18 protein-coding genes are annotated in these 16,516 nt (G+C 37.5%); 11 read left to right on the top strand and 7 right to left on the bottom strand.

What is annotated here, in order from left to right; genetic code table 11:
* Positions 1-15: 15 nt before the first annotated feature.
* The 4 genes from E0E02_RS02260 to E0E02_RS02245 all read left to right on the top strand — a co-directional run bounded on the left by E0E02_RS02260 (position 16) and on the right by E0E02_RS02245 (position 2,689).
* A complete protein-coding gene (locus tag E0E02_RS02260) occupies positions 16-351 on the top strand; it encodes a zinc ribbon domain-containing protein YjdM (protein ID WP_039696985.1) in 336 nt (111 codons plus the stop codon).
* A 188-nt stretch (positions 352-539) separates the two neighbouring features.
* Complete coding sequence (locus tag E0E02_RS02255; protein ID WP_133017741.1) at positions 540-1,181, top strand: amino acid ABC transporter permease; 642 nt, start codon at positions 540-542, stop codon at positions 1,179-1,181.
* An 11-nt stretch (positions 1,182-1,192) separates the two neighbouring features.
* Positions 1,193-1,822 (top strand): amino acid ABC transporter ATP-binding protein, encoded by a 630-nt coding sequence (locus tag E0E02_RS02250; RefSeq protein WP_074482136.1) that lies wholly within the window; start codon positions 1,193-1,195, stop codon positions 1,820-1,822.
* A gap of 24 nt (positions 1,823-1,846) precedes the next feature.
* A complete protein-coding gene (locus E0E02_RS02245; protein WP_074601763.1) occupies positions 1,847-2,689 on the top strand; it encodes an amino acid ABC transporter substrate-binding protein in 843 nt (280 codons plus the stop codon).
* A 166-nt stretch (positions 2,690-2,855) separates the two neighbouring features.
* Here the strand turns inward: E0E02_RS02245 and E0E02_RS02240 are convergent, their stop codons facing one another.
* Together E0E02_RS02240 and E0E02_RS02235 are read right to left on the bottom strand one after the other, a co-directional pair.
* Positions 2,856-4,061, bottom strand: a complete 1,206-nt coding sequence (locus E0E02_RS02240; RefSeq protein WP_133017740.1) for a cation diffusion facilitator family transporter — start codon at positions 4,059-4,061, stop codon at positions 2,856-2,858.
* Between the two features lie 175 nt (positions 4,062-4,236).
* Positions 4,237-5,565: a sodium:alanine symporter family protein gene (locus tag E0E02_RS02235; RefSeq protein ID WP_074601767.1), complete on the bottom strand. Its 1,329-nt coding sequence runs from the start codon at positions 5,563-5,565 to the stop codon at positions 4,237-4,239.
* 372 nt (positions 5,566-5,937) lie between these two features.
* Between E0E02_RS02235 and E0E02_RS02230 the strand changes: the two genes are divergently transcribed.
* The 4 genes from E0E02_RS02230 to radC all read left to right on the top strand — a co-directional run bounded on the left by E0E02_RS02230 (position 5,938) and on the right by radC (position 10,027).
* Positions 5,938-7,401 (top strand): glycoside hydrolase family 1 protein, encoded by a 1,464-nt coding sequence (locus E0E02_RS02230; RefSeq protein ID WP_133017739.1) that lies wholly within the window; start codon positions 5,938-5,940, stop codon positions 7,399-7,401.
* A gap of 67 nt (positions 7,402-7,468) precedes the next feature.
* Positions 7,469-8,083 carry a histidine phosphatase family protein gene (locus E0E02_RS02225; RefSeq protein ID WP_133017738.1) on the top strand — a complete coding sequence of 205 codons (615 nt, stop codon included), beginning with the start codon at positions 7,469-7,471 and terminating at the stop codon, positions 8,081-8,083.
* 92 nt (positions 8,084-8,175) lie between these two features.
* A complete protein-coding gene (locus tag E0E02_RS02220; RefSeq protein WP_074563535.1) occupies positions 8,176-9,291 on the top strand; it encodes an AI-2E family transporter in 1,116 nt (371 codons plus the stop codon).
* 55 nt (positions 9,292-9,346) lie between these two features.
* Positions 9,347-10,027 carry a DNA repair protein RadC gene (gene radC / locus E0E02_RS02215; protein ID WP_014334663.1) on the top strand — a complete coding sequence of 227 codons (681 nt, stop codon included), beginning with the start codon at positions 9,347-9,349 and terminating at the stop codon, positions 10,025-10,027.
* A 97-nt stretch (positions 10,028-10,124) separates the two neighbouring features.
* On the opposite strand, the gene E0E02_RS02210 is transcribed toward radC, so the two are convergent.
* The 5 genes from E0E02_RS02210 to E0E02_RS02190 all read right to left on the bottom strand — a co-directional run bounded on the left by E0E02_RS02210 (position 10,125) and on the right by E0E02_RS02190 (position 14,000).
* Positions 10,125-10,766, bottom strand: a complete 642-nt coding sequence (locus E0E02_RS02210) for a redox-sensing transcriptional repressor Rex (protein ID WP_039696977.1) — start codon at positions 10,764-10,766, stop codon at positions 10,125-10,127.
* A gap of 133 nt (positions 10,767-10,899) precedes the next feature.
* On the bottom strand, positions 10,900-11,247 hold the full coding sequence (locus tag E0E02_RS02205; RefSeq protein ID WP_039696976.1) for a DUF1831 domain-containing protein: 348 nt from the start codon (positions 11,245-11,247) through the stop codon (positions 10,900-10,902).
* Between the two features lies 1 nt (position 11,248).
* Entirely contained in the window at positions 11,249-12,364 is a 1,116-nt protein-coding gene (locus E0E02_RS02200) for a cysteine desulfurase family protein (RefSeq protein ID WP_133017737.1), read from the bottom strand.
* Between the two features lie 8 nt (positions 12,365-12,372).
* Positions 12,373-13,344 carry a ribose-phosphate diphosphokinase gene (locus E0E02_RS02195; protein WP_039696974.1) on the bottom strand — a complete coding sequence of 324 codons (972 nt, stop codon included), beginning with the start codon at positions 13,342-13,344 and terminating at the stop codon, positions 12,373-12,375.
* A gap of 86 nt (positions 13,345-13,430) precedes the next feature.
* Positions 13,431-14,000: a CYTH domain-containing protein gene (locus E0E02_RS02190; RefSeq protein ID WP_133017736.1), complete on the bottom strand. Its 570-nt coding sequence runs from the start codon at positions 13,998-14,000 to the stop codon at positions 13,431-13,433.
* A gap of 137 nt (positions 14,001-14,137) precedes the next feature.
* On the opposite strand from E0E02_RS02190, the gene E0E02_RS02185 reads away from it, so the two are divergent.
* From E0E02_RS02185 to E0E02_RS02175, 3 genes are read left to right on the top strand one after another with little or no spacing between them, the layout of a single operon-like run.
* The gene (locus E0E02_RS02185) at positions 14,138-14,803 is read left to right on the top strand and encodes a GTP pyrophosphokinase family protein (protein WP_039696973.1); all 666 of its coding nucleotides are present in this window, start codon (positions 14,138-14,140) and stop codon (positions 14,801-14,803) included.
* A complete protein-coding gene (locus tag E0E02_RS02180) occupies positions 14,778-15,614 on the top strand; it encodes an NAD kinase (RefSeq protein ID WP_039696972.1) in 837 nt (278 codons plus the stop codon). Before E0E02_RS02185 ends, E0E02_RS02180 begins: the two co-directional genes overlap by 26 nt.
* On the top strand, positions 15,611-16,501 hold the full coding sequence (locus E0E02_RS02175; protein ID WP_074868817.1) for an RluA family pseudouridine synthase: 891 nt from the start codon (positions 15,611-15,613) through the stop codon (positions 16,499-16,501). The genes E0E02_RS02180 and E0E02_RS02175 overlap by 4 nt, the downstream gene beginning before the upstream one ends.
* Positions 16,502-16,516 lie beyond the last annotated feature (15 nt).

Below are 16,516 nucleotides of genomic sequence, written 5' to 3'. Positions count from 1 at the left end.
TGATAAGGAGAAATGATGTCTTTACCAAATTGTCCAAAATGTAACTCTGAGTATGTTTACGAAGATGGATTAATGTTAGTTTGCCCAGAGTGCGCTTATGAATGGAACCCAGCTGATTCAGTTGAAGAAGAAGATGGCTTGGTTGTTCTTGATAGCAACGGAACTCGTCTTGCTGACGGTGACAGTGTTACTATCGTTAAAAACTTGAAAGTAAAAGGTGCACCAAAAGATCTTAAACAAGGAACTCGTGTTAAAAACATTCGTCTTGTTGAAGGTGACCACAACATTGATTGTAAAATCGATGGTTTCGGTGCAATGAAATTAAAATCAGAGTTTGTTAAAAAACTATAATGACATTAACGCTATGAGCTTTTCTCGTAGCGTTTTTTATATTTAAAGATATTATTTACATAAATATAGTTATGTTATTCGAATTCATTTTTATAAGGTCAAATGATAAAATATTCTTCTTTGCTCCCCAATTGTTTGAAAATTTGATATAATACTATAATAGTAACAAATTCTTTTTAGGAGATAACATGTCATATATTTCACAAGTTCTGCCTAGCTTGTTAGATGGCGCTGCGGTAACTTTGCAAGTTTTCTGTATTGTTATTGTGCTTTCCATTCCGATTGGTGCTATCCTAGCTTTTTTGATGCAGATTAAATTTAAACCTTTGCAATGGTTGTTGACATTATATGTATGGATTATGCGTGGAACACCATTGCTATTGCAACTTATTTTCTTCTACTATGTTTTACCAAGTGTAGGAGTGGTTATGGAACGTATGCCTGCGGCAATTTTGGCATTTACCTTGAATTATGCAGCTTATTTTGCTGAAATTTTCCGTGGTGGGATTGCTGCTATTCCTAAAGGTCAATACGAAGCTGCAAAAGTTTTGAAATTAAATCAGTTGCAAACCATTCATTATATTATTTTGCCACAGGTTTTCAAGATTGTTTTACCAAGTGTTTTCAATGAAATTATCAACCTTGTCAAAGACTCTTCACTCGTTTATGTTCTTGGGGTTGGTGATTTGTTACTTGCAAGTAAGACAGCTGCCAACCGTGATGCAACACTTGCACCGATGTTTGTGGCAGGGGCTATTTACTTGCTTATGATTGGTATTGTTACCTTGATTTCAAAACAAACTGAGAAAAAATTTGATTATTATAAATAAGAGGTGACCAGATGTTAGAATTAAAAAATATATCCAAACAATTTGGTCAAAAGAAAATTTTTGATCATTTTAATTTAACAATTGAAGATGGTAAAATTTTGTCTCTTGTAGGACCTTCAGGTGGTGGTAAAACCACTTTGCTACGTATGCTTGCTGGTCTTGAAAAAATTGATTCGGGTGAAATCATCTATAATGGTGAAGTTGTTCCGATTGATCACTTAGAGACACTAAACTTGCTTGGTTTTGTTTTCCAAGATTTTCAATTGTTCCCACATTTGTCTGTTTTAGATAATTTGATTTTGTCACCTGTTAAAACAATGGGAATGACAAAAGAAGCGGCAAAAGAAAAGGCGCTTGGTCTTCTTAAACGTCTTGGTTTGGGAGAACATGCGGATGCTTATCCTTACTCATTATCAGGTGGGCAAAAGCAACGTGTCGCCCTTGCTCGTGCGATGATGATTGATCCTCAAATCATTGGTTATGATGAACCAACGTCAGCGCTTGACCCAGAATTACGTCAAGAAGTTGAAAAATTGATTTTACAAAACCGAGAAGCTGGAATGACTCAGATTGTGGTTACCCATGATTTACAATTTGCAGAAACGATTTCAGATCACATTTTAAAAATTAATCCAAAATAACAGAAAGTCTCATTAGGTGTCTTTATGAAATTGAAAAAAGTTCTTTTAAGTGCTATGGCGCTTGTTGCGACAGTTAGTTTAGCTGCTTGCGGGTCATCGTCATCAAAAAAAGTTGCTAAGACAGACCAATGGAAAACTTATCAAAAAGATGGTAAGATTACGATTGGTTTTGATAACACTTTTGTACCAATGGGGTACGAAGATGAAGATGGCAAAAATGTTGGTTTTGACATCGATCTTGCCAATGCCGTCTTTGAACAGTATGGTATTAAAGTGAAATGGCAATCAATCAACTGGGATATGAAAGAAACTGAATTGAACAACGGTACGATTGATTTGATTTGGAATGGTTATTCTATTAGTGATGAACGTGCCGAAAAAGTTCTCTTTACAAATCCTTACATGGTTAATGAACAAGTGCTAGTCACTAAAAAATCTTCAGGAATTACAAGTTTTGCAGGGATGAAAGATAAAGTCCTCGGAGCTCAATCAGGTTCATCTGGTTACGATGCTTTCAATGCAAAACCAAAAGTTTTGAAAGATATTGTATCTGGTGGTGATGCGACACAGTATGAAACCTTCACACAAGCCCTCATTGATCTTAAAAACGATCGTATTGATGGTCTCTTGATCGATAAAGTTTACGCTAATTATTACCTTGAACAAGAAGGTGAATTAGATAACTACAATATCATTGCTAGTGAGTTTGATGGTGAAGATTTTGCTGTAGGGGCTAGAAAAGCTGATAAAACATTGGTTAAGAAAATCAATCAGGCTTTCCAAAAACTTTATCAAGAAGGCAAGTTCCAAGAAATCTCAAACAAATGGTTTGGTGATGACGTGGCAACTGATGCCGTTAAAAAATAAATTAAAAGAGTTCTAAGTAGTGAAACTTAGAACTTTTTTAGTTTTCATTTTTTTCTTGATTATCAATAAAATCGTGCTATAATATAAAATAGTTAACCAGTTAATTAAAATAACTGATTAGTTCTAAGCATCTAAAAAACCAGGAGTATTAATCCTGGTTTTGCGGTTAATCTTGAGAATTTGTTGTTTGTGGAGTGATTTGGTGGAAGACAAGGAACCAATTTTCCTTCCGACGCCAGATACTTGTATGAGTCATATTATCGAGCTTGTAAGTGATAAGCTTTGTTTTTTGACTGATAGATGTCATTTCAAAAGCTTCGATATTGCTCATGTAGTGTCTTTCTCGAGCAGTCATTTCAGATTTGGTATAGGAATGACCGTCAACATCGATAAGGTAGAAGTCATCTGAGATAAGGTTTTCGTAATCTGGAATCTTAGCGAGAATGGTTTTTTCGGCTTTATAAAGCTTTTTGTAGACATTATCCCAAATCTCATCTTCAGGGATTGCTCCTGGTTCAACGTGAACATCAGTATCGTAAACAGAGAAATCTTTACGAAGAATTTCTTCGATTTGTTCAGTGACTTCGTGGCTTTCGTAAACTGATAGGTCAGGATTCATCTCAACAACGATATCAAGGTAAATATTGCTTCCATACGAGCGACCACGTTGTGATTTGACATTTGAAACTTTTGGTAATTTGAGGATAGCTTCTTTGTATTTTTGGAGTTCTTTTTGATCAAAGCCATCTGAAAGACTAAAGGCACTTTCGATAAAAATATCATAGGCTGTTTTCAAAATGAAGTAAGTAATAACGATGGCAGCCAATCTATCAATGATGACTAAGTTAAATGAAGCTGCGAGGATGGCTACAGAAGTACCGATAGAAGTGACAGCATCAGAAAGATTATCTTTTGATGCGGCTAAGAGTGCGCTTGATTTGACACGTTGTGAGAGGCGTTTATTGTGAAGGTAAACACCATACATAATCGCTGCAGAGATGACTCCGACAATGGCACCTTCAGGATCAAGAGGTGTCATGCTACCTGAGATGATTTTTTCAATGGTTTGAAAGAGAACTTTAAAGCCAATGTAGAACATGATGAAAGAAGTGATCAAACTTGATAAATCTTCCATTTTCCAATGACCAAAGCGGTGATCTTCATCGGCTGGTTTGCTCGCCAAATGTAGTCCAATTAAAAGTACAACATTTCCGAGAATATCAGACAAGTTGTTAAAACCATCAGCGATTAATGATGATGAATTCAAAAAATAACCAGTGATTAGCTTCAATAAGGTGATGACCATGTAGGCAATAATACTAACAATGGGCCCTCGTTTTGCTAAGCGTAGGTTTTCTTCTGGTGTTGACATAAGAAATGCCTCCTTTGTTCAAATGAGGTTATAAATGTATCAGTAGATTATGTTAAATTTGAGCTACCTTTTATTATATCACTAAAACGCCTCTTTTGGCACAGAAATCCCGTTAATAAGCGTTTTCTTTAAGAGGAAAAATAAGAGATTAGGATAATCCCTAATCTCTTATTTTTTAATGTGTATCGAAATAGTGTTTTGTTTCTTTGATAATAATTGGTGAAAGGGCTAGTAAGGCAATCAAGTTTGGAATTGCCATCAAACCGTTAACGATATCAGCGATAACCCAAATAGTTTCAAGGCTAATGTAACCGCCAAGAGCGACCATAGCGATGAAAATGATGCGGTAAACTGGAATAGCTTTGACACCAAATAGGAATTCAAAACAACGTTCTCCGTAATATCCCCAACCAAGAATTGTGGTAAAGGCAAAGAGAATTAAACTGAATGTCAAAGCATAGACACCAAAGTTTCCAAAGACAGTAGAGAATGCTGATTGTGTCAAAGTTGCTCCGTTAAGATTGCTTGACCAACCACCAGTAACAATAATTGAAAGTCCTGTTAGGGTACAAATAATGATGGTATCAATGAAAGTACCAGTCATAGAAACAAGACCTTGTTCAACAGGTTCGTCAGTTTTCGCAGCAGCAGCAGCGATTGGTGCAGAACCAAGCCCAGATTCATTTGAGAAGATACCACGTGCGATACCAGCTTGGATAGCTGTGATAACAGTTGCTCCAGCAAAACCACCAGTTGCTGCTTTTCCAGTAAAGGCTGATTTAATAACCAAAGCAATACTTGGAAGAATTTGGTTACAATGGAAAGCAAGAATTGTAATTGTTGCTAGAATATAAATGATTGCCATAAAAGGAACAATTTTTTCAGCAACTTTTGAAATTGATTGAATACCACCGAAGATGATAATGCTGACAAGGACAGCCAAGACAATACTGATGATTTTTGGTGACCAGCCAACAGTGTTGCTAAGTGAATCAGTGATTGAGTTAACTTGTGTGAAAGTCCCTGAACCAAACAAGGCAACCATTACCCCAAAAATTGAGAAGGCAATGGCCAAAGGTTTCCAACGTTTTCCCATCCCATTAACAATGTAGTGCATTGGACCACCAGAAATTTCACCATTTGCATCTGTTGTACGGTATTTGATGGCTAAAACACCTTCAGCATATTTTGTAGCCATTCCAAAGAATGCGGCCATCCACATCCAAAGAAGTGCCCCTGGACCACCAAGTTTGATGGCAGTTGCGACACCGACAATATTACCAGTACCGACAGTTGCTGCAAGAGCAGTGGCTAGTGCAGCAAAACTTGAAATATCCCCTTTACCTTTTGCTTCAGATTTAAAGATCAGTTTTAAGGCCTTTGGGAGGCGGAAAACTTGCAATAATCCTAAGCGAGAAGACAAATAAATTCCTGTTCCAACAAGAAGAACAAGAAGAGGTGGTCCCCAGACTAGACTGTCTAAAGACGATAGAAAATTATACATAATTAAACTCCTAAGTCAGTCATAGTACTGTAATCATTGGTTAAAGGGTAAATCATCGTGACTCTTTATCTTTTAGCCATTAAATCAGTACTACTTATTAAAATATATTTCCCATTTTCAGAAAAAATAGAATAATTTCAACTAATTAATTATATAGAGAGAAAGGGCTTTTGTCAAATTTTCTTCTATAGAATGAATGAAAAATGAGTAGTTTTCATACTTGATTTCATTTTTTGAAAAGATTTTTCCTCTAAGGTGAGGAAATAGTTTTATTATCATGTGATAGTATTGTTTTTTAAGATAATAGTGATAGAAAACACTTACATTTCAAGATATAATACAAGAGTAAACTAAAGTATGAGGTGAGAAAATATGACAAAACAATTTCCAAAAGATTTTTTATGGGGTGGTGCAACAGCTGCCAATCAATTTGAAGGTGCGTGGAATGTTGATGGACGCGGACCTGCTACCTCAGATACGTCACGTGCAGTAGCGCCAGAAGAGAGAAAATCAATGGGAAGTGAATTCAATAGCCCAATGACTCGTGCTAAATTGGATGCTGCTTTAAATGACACAGAAGGTTTATATCCGAAACGTTGGGGTTCAGATTTTTATCACCGTTACAAAGAAGATATTGCTCTTTATGCGGAAATGGGCTTTAAGACTTTCCGTATGTCAATTGCCTGGTCACGTATTTTTCCAAATGGTGATGATGCCACTCCAAATGAAGCAGGGCTAGCCTTTTATGACAAAGTTTTTGATGAGCTTAATAAGCATGGCATCGAACCACTTGTGACATTGTCACATTATGAATTTCCAATTCATCTAATCACAGAATATGGCGGTTGGAAGAATCGTAAAGTGATTGATTGCTTTGTGCGTTACGCTGAAACAGTCTTTAATCGCTACAAAGATAAAGTCAAATACTGGTTGACTTTTAACGAAATCAACATTATTGGTATGACAGGTTACTTGTCTGGTGGCCTCTTATTTGACGATGGTAAATTGAATTTGCAAGAGATGTATCAAGCAGCGCATCACCAATTTGTGGCATCAAGTTTAGCCACAAAAGTTGGTCATGAAATCAATCCTGACTTTAAAATTGGTTGTATGCTAGCGCGCATGCAAGCTTATCCAGCTACATGTAATCCTGATGATGTCATGGAAGAAATTAAAAAAGACCATGAAAATCTTTTCTTCTCTGATGTTCAAGTGCGTGGTAAATACCCTTCATACGCGAAACGTTTCTTCCAAGAAAACAATATTGAGTTAGAAATTGCTGATGGTGATCTGGAAATTCTTGAAAAATACCCTGTTGATTTCATGTCATTCTCATATTACATGAGCTCTATTGCGCGTAAGCAAAAATCTGGTGAAGAAACTGCAGGGAACCTTATTCTAAGCGAACCTAATCCATATCTGGAAGCTTCTGACTGGGGCTGGCAAATTGATCCTGTCGGACTTCGTATCACTTTAAATAAGCTTTATGACCGTTACCAAGTACCGCTTATGGTTGTTGAAAATGGTCTTGGCGCTCTTGATAAGGTGGAAGAAGATGGTTCTATCCATGACCAATACCGCATCGATTATCTGGAATCTCATGTCAAACAAATGTATGAAGCCATTGAAGATGGTGTTGACTTGATGGGATATACTTGGTGGGGTTGTACAGACCTTGTTTCAGCTTCAACTTCTGAAATGTCTAAACGCTACGGTTTTGTTTACGTTGATGCGGATGACCAAGGTAATGGTAGCTTTGACCGTTCACGCAAGGATTCATTCTTCTATTACAAAGATTTGATTGCAACACGCGGTGCAAATATTTTAAATGATTAATAAGCTAAACTCGGTTGAAGGCATTCAACTGAGTTAGTTTGCTTATATTGAGATTAGGGAGGAAAAGATGGTTAAAACATTTTACCTAATGCGACATGGACAAACTCGCTTTAACGTTCAAGGACGTATTCAAGGAGCTTGTGATTCTCCATTGACAGAGGAAGGGATTGAACAAGCTAAGGCAGCAAGACGGTATTTTGAGCAAGAAGGGATTACTTTCACGCGTGTCTATTCGTCAACGCAAGAGAGAGCTTGTGACACAGCTGAACTAGCGACTGGGCGTGTAGACTACATTCGCTTAAAAGGCATCAAGGAAATGGATTTTGGAGCTTATGAAGCACATCAAGAGTATTTGAATCCGCCAGTTCACCACGAAGATGGCTCAGGCTATCGAGACTTTTTCGTACGTTATGGTGGAGAGTCAAATGTTCAGGTTTATGAGCGCATGGAGCGGACTATTCGTGAAGTTTTGGAAGATAGCAAAGAAGATGAGACTTTGTTATTTGTCAGCCACGGTGGAGCTATTATGCAGTTTTATTTGCATGCTACGAAAAATCCGCCGACTCCTAAAAAACGTCCAGCAAACTGTGCGATTTTCAAAATAACTTATGATGGAAAAGAAATGTGTGTTCAATCGATTTATAATCCAAGCACGCAAGAATATATCTTTGAGCGGGATTGAAATGATAAAAGTAGGTAAAGCAGCAGACTTTTCGACATTTTAATAAAATTTGTTATAATGGGAATAACTTTATTAAGGAGAATTTATTCCCCATGAAATTTGAGAAAAAACAGGTCTATTATATAGTTCTTGCTTTTGTGATATGTTACGCGATTAAGGCATATTGGGATACGGGAACATCACTTGTGGCGACGGTGATTAAAGCTAGTCAGCCATTTCTGATTGGAGCTGGTATTGCTTATATCGTAAATATCGTCATGAGTCTTTATGAGATGATTTTCACACGTCTGATTAAAAATAAATACCTTTTGAAGGTAAAACGGGCTGTCTCAATGATTTTGGCTTATTTAACCTTTATCTTGTTGATTAGTTGGCTCTTTTCAATTGTTCTACCAGATTTGATTGCTAGTATCAATTCACTGTTGAAGATTGATACAAGTGGTATTGCAAACTTTATCAAAGAAGTTAATGACAATAAAGTTGTCAAAGATGTTTTGGCATACTTTGGGACATCATCAGATGTGACGACGACATTATCAGACTACAGTCAACAGATTTTGAATCAAGTGTTATCAGTTTTGACAAGCATTTTAACGTCAGTAAGTACCATTGCCTCAACGCTTCTGAATGTCTTTATTAGTTTGGTCTTTTCAATTTATGTGCTAGCTAGCAAAGAACAACTATCTCGTCAATTTAATCTGTTAATTGATTCTTATCTTGGAAAATACGCTAAGACTGTCCACTATGTTTTAGATATTTTACACCAGAGATTCCATGGTTTCTTTGTCGGACAAACCTTGGAAGCAATGATTCTTGGTAGTTTAACAGCTGGAGGTATGCTTTTGTTGCATTTGCCTTATGCAGCAACTATCGGGATTCTGGTGGCCTTCACGGCTTTAATCCCAGTTGTAGGAGCTTACATTGGTTTGACAATTGGATTTATTCTGATCGCAACTCAGTCAGTCTCTCAAGCTATTTTCTTCGTGATCTACCTTGTCGTTCTTCAGCAATTTGAAGGAAATCTTATTTACCCGCGCGTGGTTGGTGGCTCAATCGGATTACCTGGTATGTGGGTATTGATGGCTATTACCATTGGCGCAGCGCTTTGGGGCGTTTTAGGAATGCTAGTAGCTGTACCTTTAGCAGCTAGTCTTTATCAGATTATCAAGGACAATGTCGCTAAACGCCAAGAAAATCGTTTAGAATAGCGAATTAAAGAAAAAAATACCTCTAACTTACGAATAAATAAGTGGAGGTATTTTTATGTATGCAATAGAAATGAAAGCAGATGCCATGTTGCCACGCGAACGATTGAGAGATTTAGGTGCCGAGCAATTAAGCAATCAAGAATTATTGTCCATTTTATTACGAACAGGTACCAAGACAAGACCAGTTTTAGAAGTAGCTAATGATATTTTAAAACACATCGATACACTTGCTGACTTTCAGCATTTATCCTTACAAGAATTGCAAAAAATTAAAGGAATTGGCTATGTCAAATCTATTGAAATCAAAGCAATGATTGAACTGGCAAAGCGCATTAGCAAAGCAGAATATGTCCAAAAAGAGCGTATCATGAGTAGTGAACGTTTGGCTAGAAAGATGATGTTAGAGTTGAGCGATCAGAAGCAGGAGCATTTGGTGGCGATTTATTTGGATACTCAGAATCGCATTATCGAACAACGGACGATTTTTATTGGTTCGGTTCGTCGTTCAATCGCAGAACCTCGTGAGATTTTGTACTATGCTTGTAAAAACATGGCAACTTCAGTGATTATTATTCACAATCACCCGTCAGGTTCACCAGCACCGAGTGAAAATGATCTACGATTTACCGAGAAAATGAAACGAGCTTGCGATGATATTGGCATAGTCTGTTTAGATCACATTATAGTAGGCAAATACCAATATTATAGTTTTAGGGAAGAAACAGATGTACTGTAAAACTAAAAAAAACCTGAAAGGAAAACTCTCAGGCAAGAAAAAGTATTCTAATACTAAATAAACTCAGCTAAGCAAAAAGCAGTTGGATTGCAGTTTGTTATTGATTTGATTGACTCATGAAATAAAGAAGTGTCTGTAATTCACTCGTTAAGTCGACGTATTGGACGATGACACCTTTTGGAACATTTAGATGAACGGGAGAAAAACTTAAAATACCACGAATACCAGCTTCAACCAAGATATCAGCAACTTCTTGAGCTTTAGTACTCGGAACGGTTAAAATAGCAGTTTCGATACCAGCTTCTTGTGCGTGCTCCTTAAGTGATGAGATACCATAAACTGGAATACCATCTGATGTTTGATGTCCAACAATTTCATTATCGTCTGTATCAAAAGCCATAGCAATTTGCATCTTGTTACGATCATGGAAACGGTAGTGAAGTAATGCTCGACCGATATTACCACATCCAACCAATAAAACATTTGTCGTTGAATGGTCGTTTAGGATATCAGCGAAGAAGTTCATTAATTTTTTGACGTCATAGCCGAAGCCACGTCTTCCTAGCTCACCAAAATAGGAAAAATCTCGGCGAACAGTTGCAGAATCGATTCCCATAGCATCTGCAATTTGTTTTGAACTTGCTTTTTCGACATTATCTGTATTAAAACGTTTGAAAATACGATAATACAGCGAAAGTCGCTTAGCCGTTGCTTTAGGAATAGATTTCTCAGTAGTCACAATACCATCTCCCTTTTACTTGTTACATCTATTGTAACAAAAACTTTGTGAAATTAAAAACAAATTTTACAAAATAGAGTAAAAAAACAACTCCAAAGCTAATAAGAAGTAGCTAGGGAGTTGTTTTTATTGATTAAGCTTCTTTTTTAGTGAAAATATCACGTTCAACGAGGCTGTCCATCAAGAAATAGAATTTTTCTTGGAGGATTTTATTATCTTCAGATTTGAAGATATTAACGAAACGAAGCCCTGATTTGTCAGTGATGCTTAGTTTGAAACCTGTCAAATCTTTGTTGATAGTGATTTTTAGTGGGAATCCATCACCTGAATTAGGGACTTTTTCCAATAAACGCGTTAATTCGTAATTACCGATACGGTTTTGCGTAAAGGTTGTGTCACGAAGCGTATATTTTTTAATATTATCGCTAATAGCATAGCTGTAAAGACAGTCTTTTAAAGTGATTTCTTTTTCAAATGCCATCCTATTTTCCTACAATTTCTATTAATTTTTTAGCGAGTTCTTGAACTTCTTCGATAGTGTTGAGTTCTGAGAAGCTAACGCGGATTGATTCTACCAAACGTGGTGAATCTTCACCATATAGGCTTGCCAAGACGTGACTTGGATCAACAGTACCAGCGGTACATGCAGAACCAGTTGAAACAGCGATACCAGCTAAATCAAGGCGAGTTAGGAGAATACCGTTGTTTTGATTTGGAAAACCAATGTTGAGCACGTGAGGCATTTTGTTTTGGCTACCGTTGATGTAATAGTCTAAGCCAGAAATAGCATCAAGGAAGGCTTGACGTAGTTCTTGGACGTGTTTGTAATTAGCATCTTTGTTAGCAACAGCATCTGATAGGGCTTTTGCCATACCAGCAATACCAATCATATTTTCAGTGCTAGCTCTGCGTTTTTCTTCTTGTTCCCCACCATGGAGCAAATTATCAAAGTGTTGTGGTGTTGAGTAAAGAATACCCACACCTTTTGGTCCGTGGAATTTATGAGCAGAAGCTGAAAGGAAATCAGCTTTAATCTCTTCAGGATAAACATCAATTTTTCCGATTGCTTGAACAGCATCAACGTGGAAAGCAGCTTGATGGTCTGAGAGAAGTTCGCCAATTTCTTTAACGGGAAGAAGGTCACCTGTTTCGTTGTTTGCAAACATTGTGCTGACTAAAATCGTATCATCACGAAGAGCGTCAGCCACTTGTTTAGCAGAAATATGACCATCTTCAGGTTTTAGGTATGTGACTTCAAAACCAAAACGTTTTTCCAAATACTCCATTGTATGAAGAACAGAGTGGTGTTCGATAGAAGTGGTAATGATGTGTTTACCTTTTTCTTGGTTAGCAAGAGCATAGCCTTTGATGGCAGTGTTGTTGCTTTCAGTAGCACCAGATGTAAAGATAATGCGGCGTGGGTCAGTTTTTAAAGCTGAGGCAATGGTCTGGCGGTAAGAACGCAAACGCTGGTTAGCGTGACGTCCAATCCCATGAATACTTGATGGGTTACCAAAATCGTTGACCATAATTTCTGTCATTGCATCAATAACAGAAGGTGTGAGAGGGGTAGTTGCAGCATTATCGAGATATATCATATAGTAAATTAATCCTTTTTAGCGTTATATGAGAATAGTGGGCTGAGCGGAGTTTTTTCGTGGATACGAATAATCGCGTCAGCAATCAATTTGCTTGCTGAAAGGTATTTAATGTTCTTAGGCAAGCGTTCTTTAGTAGCAACTGAGTCAGTTACTAAGATTTCTTTGATAGGAGCAGCATCAAGGCTTTCTGCAGCAGCTCCAGCAAATAGACCGTGACTAGCAACGGCATAAATTTCAGTAGCGCCATCGCGTTCAACGATTTTAGCTGCCTCAGCAAATGTTTTACCAGTGTTCAAAATGTCATCGATAAGGATTGCTTTTTTACCAGCAACATCACCGATAATGTAGCCTTCTTCACGGTGTGCATCATCTTCAGCGTAGTCGATGATAGCGATTGGTGAATCAAGAGTTTGAGCCAAGCTACGAGCACGTTTGATACCAGAGTTTTTAGGGCTGACAACAACAACGTCTTCACCTTTCAAACCAAGGTCGCAGTAGTATTTAGCAAACAATGGAACAGTAAAGAGGTTATCAACTGGGACATCAAAGAAACCTTGTACTTGAACAGCGTGAAGGTCAAGAGTCAAAAGACGGTCAACACCAGCTTTAACAAGCATGTTTGCTACAAGTTTAGCTGTGATTGGTTCACGTGATGCAGCAATACGGTCTTGACGTGAGTATCCGAAGTAAGGGATAACGACATTGACAGTGTGGGCGCTGGCACGTTTACAAGCGTCTACCATAATCAAGAGTTCCCAAAGGTTGTCATTAACAGGGTAGCTAGTTGATTGGATGATGTAGATATCATCACCACGAACTGTTTCTTCGATGTTAATCATGATTTCGCCGTCTGAAAACTTGCGTGTTGACACTTTTCCAAGAGGGACTCCAACTTCGTCCGCAATTTTTTGTGCAATCTCTACGTTAGAAGAAAGAGAAAAAAGCTTGAATTGTTTGTCGGCGTAATGTTCTGCCATGATATAAATAAACTCCTTTAAAATTAATACTTATATTTTACCAAAAAAACTGAAATAATTCAGCATTTTCTAAGGAAAAAGCGCCTTTAATTTCGTTTAAGGGTTGCGCTAAAGCGAGCAACTTTGCTTTTAGCATACTTGAAATCAATGTCATGCTGAGTTAAGAAGTTGTCAAAATCTTTTTTGCCTTTTTCAGCATTTTCAACTTCTAGTTCAAGTTCATAGTCTTTAATATCAGCATATTGATTGCTATCAAGAGCCATAAGACCAATATCTGTCATTGTTTCGCGGCGTGTTGTCGTCAGACTACCAAAATTTTTAAGGCTTGATAGTTTAACACCATTTTCTTCGATAAGTCTCAAAAAATCAACTTCTGGAAATTGACCTGATTTGATGATTTCTTTGGCATCAGCCACACTCAAATCATAGTTGTATTCCAAATTACCAACTTCTTTTGGAATTTTCAATGTGATTTCTGCGCGATTTGGCAATGTCCGAATGCGAAGAGACATGCGATGTGCTTTCATGTCAAAATTATCTGAATCGAAGTAGTAATTCGTTTGCGTTACTGGTGTAACGTGTGAAAGTTGACTGTTGAGACGATTGAATTCGTCTTTAGTGAGTAATGTTTTGTACTCAATTTCAAGGTGTGTCATAAAATAATTTTCCTTTTTTCCTCAATTAGAAATATGGTATAATGGGTTTGTTATATTAATTCTATACAAAAGTCAATTTTTTGACAAGGATTGGTTATGTCTGCGTGACAAGCCCATCCCATTAGGAAGGAAATGTGATGGACTGGGAGAAATTTTTAGATCCTTACATACAAACTGTTGGTGAATTGAAGATTAAATTGCGCGGAATCCGCAAGCAATTTCGTAAACAAAATCGACATTCACCGATTGAGTTTGTGACTGGTCGTGTAAAATCGGTCGAAAGTATCAAGGAAAAAATGGTGCTACGCGGGATTAAACCAGAGAACATTGAACAAGATTTGCAAGATATTGCTGGTCTTCGTATTATGGTTCAATTTGTTGATGACGTTGATGAAGTTTTGGCACTTTTACGTAGTCGACATGATATGAAAATCGTGCAGGAACGTGATTACATCACGCATATGAAAGCCAGTGGTTATCGTTCATACCATGTTATTGTGGAATATCCTGTTGATACCATTGATGGTCAAAAAACAGTTCTAGCTGAGATTCAAATTAGGACTTTAGCGATGAACTTCTGGGCAACGATTGAACATTCATTGAACTATAAATATAAAGGCGAGTTTCCTGATGAAATTAAAAAACGTTTGGAAACAACAGCAAAAATTGCCCTTGAGTTGGATGAGGAGATGCGAAAAATTCGCGAGGATATTAGGGAAGCACAGCTTTTATTTGATCCCGCAAGTCGGAAATTAAGTGATGGTGTAGGAAATAGTGATGACACAGACGAATATTACAGATAAAGTAACACGTGTTGCTATCGTAGCAAACGGGAAATATCAGAGTAGACGAGTTGCCTCAAAGCTTTTTGCGGCATTTAAGGAAGATAAAGGATTCTATTTGTCTAAAAAAGATCCAGATATTGTCATTTCCATTGGTGGTGATGGCATGCTGTTGTCTGCTTTTCACACGTATGAAAAGATCCTTGATAAAGTCCGCTTTGTGGGAATTCATACCGGTCATCTGGGGTTTTACACCGATTACCGAGATTTTGAAGTAGAAAAGTTAATTGAGAATTTGCGAGCTGATAAGGGGCGTAAGGCATCTTATCCAGTTTTGCGAGCTAAAATTACTTTAGATGATGGTCGTGTGGTGAAAGCGCGCGCCCTTAACGAAGTAGCCATCAAACGTATTGAGAAAACAATGGTTGCTGACGTTGTCATTGATAAAGTGAAGTTAGAACGTTTCCGTGGTGACGGTATTTCGGTATCGACACCGACAGGAAGCACAGCTTACAATAAATCTTTAGGCGGAGCTATTTTGCACCCAACGATGGAAGCGATGCAGTTGACAGAGATTTCTAGTCTTAACAACCGTGTTTATCGCACTCTTGGGTCATCTGTGATTGTGCCGAAAAAAGATAAAATTGAAATCATTCCTAAACGCCAAGGCGTTTATACAGTGTCAATCGATAACAAAACCATGCATTATAAAAATGTGTCTAAAATTGAATATTGTATTGACAATAAAAAAATTAGTTTTGTGGCAACACCCTTCCATACAAGTTTCTGGGAGCGCGTGAGAGATGCCTTTATAGGAGAAGTAGATTCGTGAGATTTGAATTTATTGCGGACCGACGAACAAAAGTAAAAACCTTTTTAAAGGGACATGATGTTTCAAAAGGCTTATTAGCCAAAGTTAAATTTAAAGGTGGAAATATTTGGGTAAATGGCGTTGAGCAAAATGCCATTTATTTATTGGATGTGGGAGATGTGGTGACGATTGAAATTCCTGATGAACAGGAACATGAAACCCTTATTCCAGTCAAACATGACCTTGATATTGCCTATGAAGATGATCATTTTTTGATTATCAATAAACCCCATGGTTATGCAAGCATTCCAAGTGTTTTGCATTCAAATACCATTGCTAATTTTGTCAAATATTATTACATGGAGCAAAATTATCCTAACAAGCAAGTTCACATCGTAACTCGACTTGATAAGGATACAAGCGGCTTGATGCTCTTTGCCAAACACGGTTATGCCCATGCTCGACTTGATAAACAACTACAAAGTAAGACCATTGAAAAACGTTATTATGCCTTGGTTTCTGGTCAAGGTGAACTAGAAGATGAGGGTGAAATCATTGCGCCGATTGCTCGAGATGAAGATAGTATTATCACACGTCGCGTTCATCCGTCTGGAAAATACGCTCACACAAGTTATCGCGTTGTGGAACGCTTTGGCGATGTGGCTTTGGTAGATATTCGACTTCACACAGGACGAACTCACCAAATTCGTGTGCATTTTGCTCACATTGGTTTCCCACTTTTGGGAGATGATTTGTATGGTGGTCGCATGGATCTTGGCATTACGCGACAAGCGCTGCATTGCCATTATTTACGTTTTGTAGACCCTTACACAAATAAAGAGATTATTCAAAGTGCAAACTTGACAGATGACTTTGATAGCGTTATCATGAAGCTACAACAAAAATAGATGGAAGGTTAATTT

It is taken from the genome of Streptococcus sp. KCJ4932, assembly GCF_004352745.1.
In the GTDB taxonomy this organism is placed as follows: Bacteria; Bacillota; Bacilli; order Lactobacillales; family Streptococcaceae; genus Streptococcus; species Streptococcus ruminicola.
Note: the sequence above shows the minus strand (reverse complement) of the source record. Positions and strands in the feature narration are given on the sequence as shown.

Coding starts and splice junctions, on each gene's coding strand:
- E0E02_RS02260 (WP_039696985.1), top strand. CDS start 16: ATGTCTTTACCAAATTGTCCAAAATGTAACTCTGAGTATGTTTACGAA.
- E0E02_RS02255 (WP_133017741.1), top strand. CDS start 540: ATGTCATATATTTCACAAGTTCTGCCTAGCTTGTTAGATGGCGCTGCG.
- E0E02_RS02250 (WP_074482136.1), top strand. CDS start 1,193: ATGTTAGAATTAAAAAATATATCCAAACAATTTGGTCAAAAGAAAATT.
- E0E02_RS02245 (WP_074601763.1), top strand. CDS start 1,847: ATGAAATTGAAAAAAGTTCTTTTAAGTGCTATGGCGCTTGTTGCGACA.
- E0E02_RS02240 (WP_133017740.1), bottom strand. CDS start 4,061: ATGTCAACACCAGAAGAAAACCTACGCTTAGCAAAACGAGGGCCCATT.
- E0E02_RS02235 (WP_074601767.1), bottom strand. CDS start 5,565: ATGTATAATTTTCTATCGTCTTTAGACAGTCTAGTCTGGGGACCACCT.
- E0E02_RS02230 (WP_133017739.1), top strand. CDS start 5,938: ATGACAAAACAATTTCCAAAAGATTTTTTATGGGGTGGTGCAACAGCT.
- E0E02_RS02225 (WP_133017738.1), top strand. CDS start 7,469: ATGGTTAAAACATTTTACCTAATGCGACATGGACAAACTCGCTTTAAC.
- E0E02_RS02220 (WP_074563535.1), top strand. CDS start 8,176: ATGAAATTTGAGAAAAAACAGGTCTATTATATAGTTCTTGCTTTTGTG.
- radC (WP_014334663.1), top strand. CDS start 9,347: ATGTATGCAATAGAAATGAAAGCAGATGCCATGTTGCCACGCGAACGA.
- E0E02_RS02205 (WP_039696976.1), bottom strand. CDS start 11,247: ATGGCATTTGAAAAAGAAATCACTTTAAAAGACTGTCTTTACAGCTAT.
- E0E02_RS02200 (WP_133017737.1), bottom strand. CDS start 12,364: ATGATATATCTCGATAATGCTGCAACTACCCCTCTCACACCTTCTGTT.
- E0E02_RS02195 (WP_039696974.1), bottom strand. CDS start 13,344: ATGGCAGAACATTACGCCGACAAACAATTCAAGCTTTTTTCTCTTTCT.
- E0E02_RS02190 (WP_133017736.1), bottom strand. CDS start 14,000: ATGACACACCTTGAAATTGAGTACAAAACATTACTCACTAAAGACGAA.
- E0E02_RS02185 (WP_039696973.1), top strand. CDS start 14,138: ATGGACTGGGAGAAATTTTTAGATCCTTACATACAAACTGTTGGTGAA.
- E0E02_RS02180 (WP_039696972.1), top strand. CDS start 14,778: ATGACACAGACGAATATTACAGATAAAGTAACACGTGTTGCTATCGTA.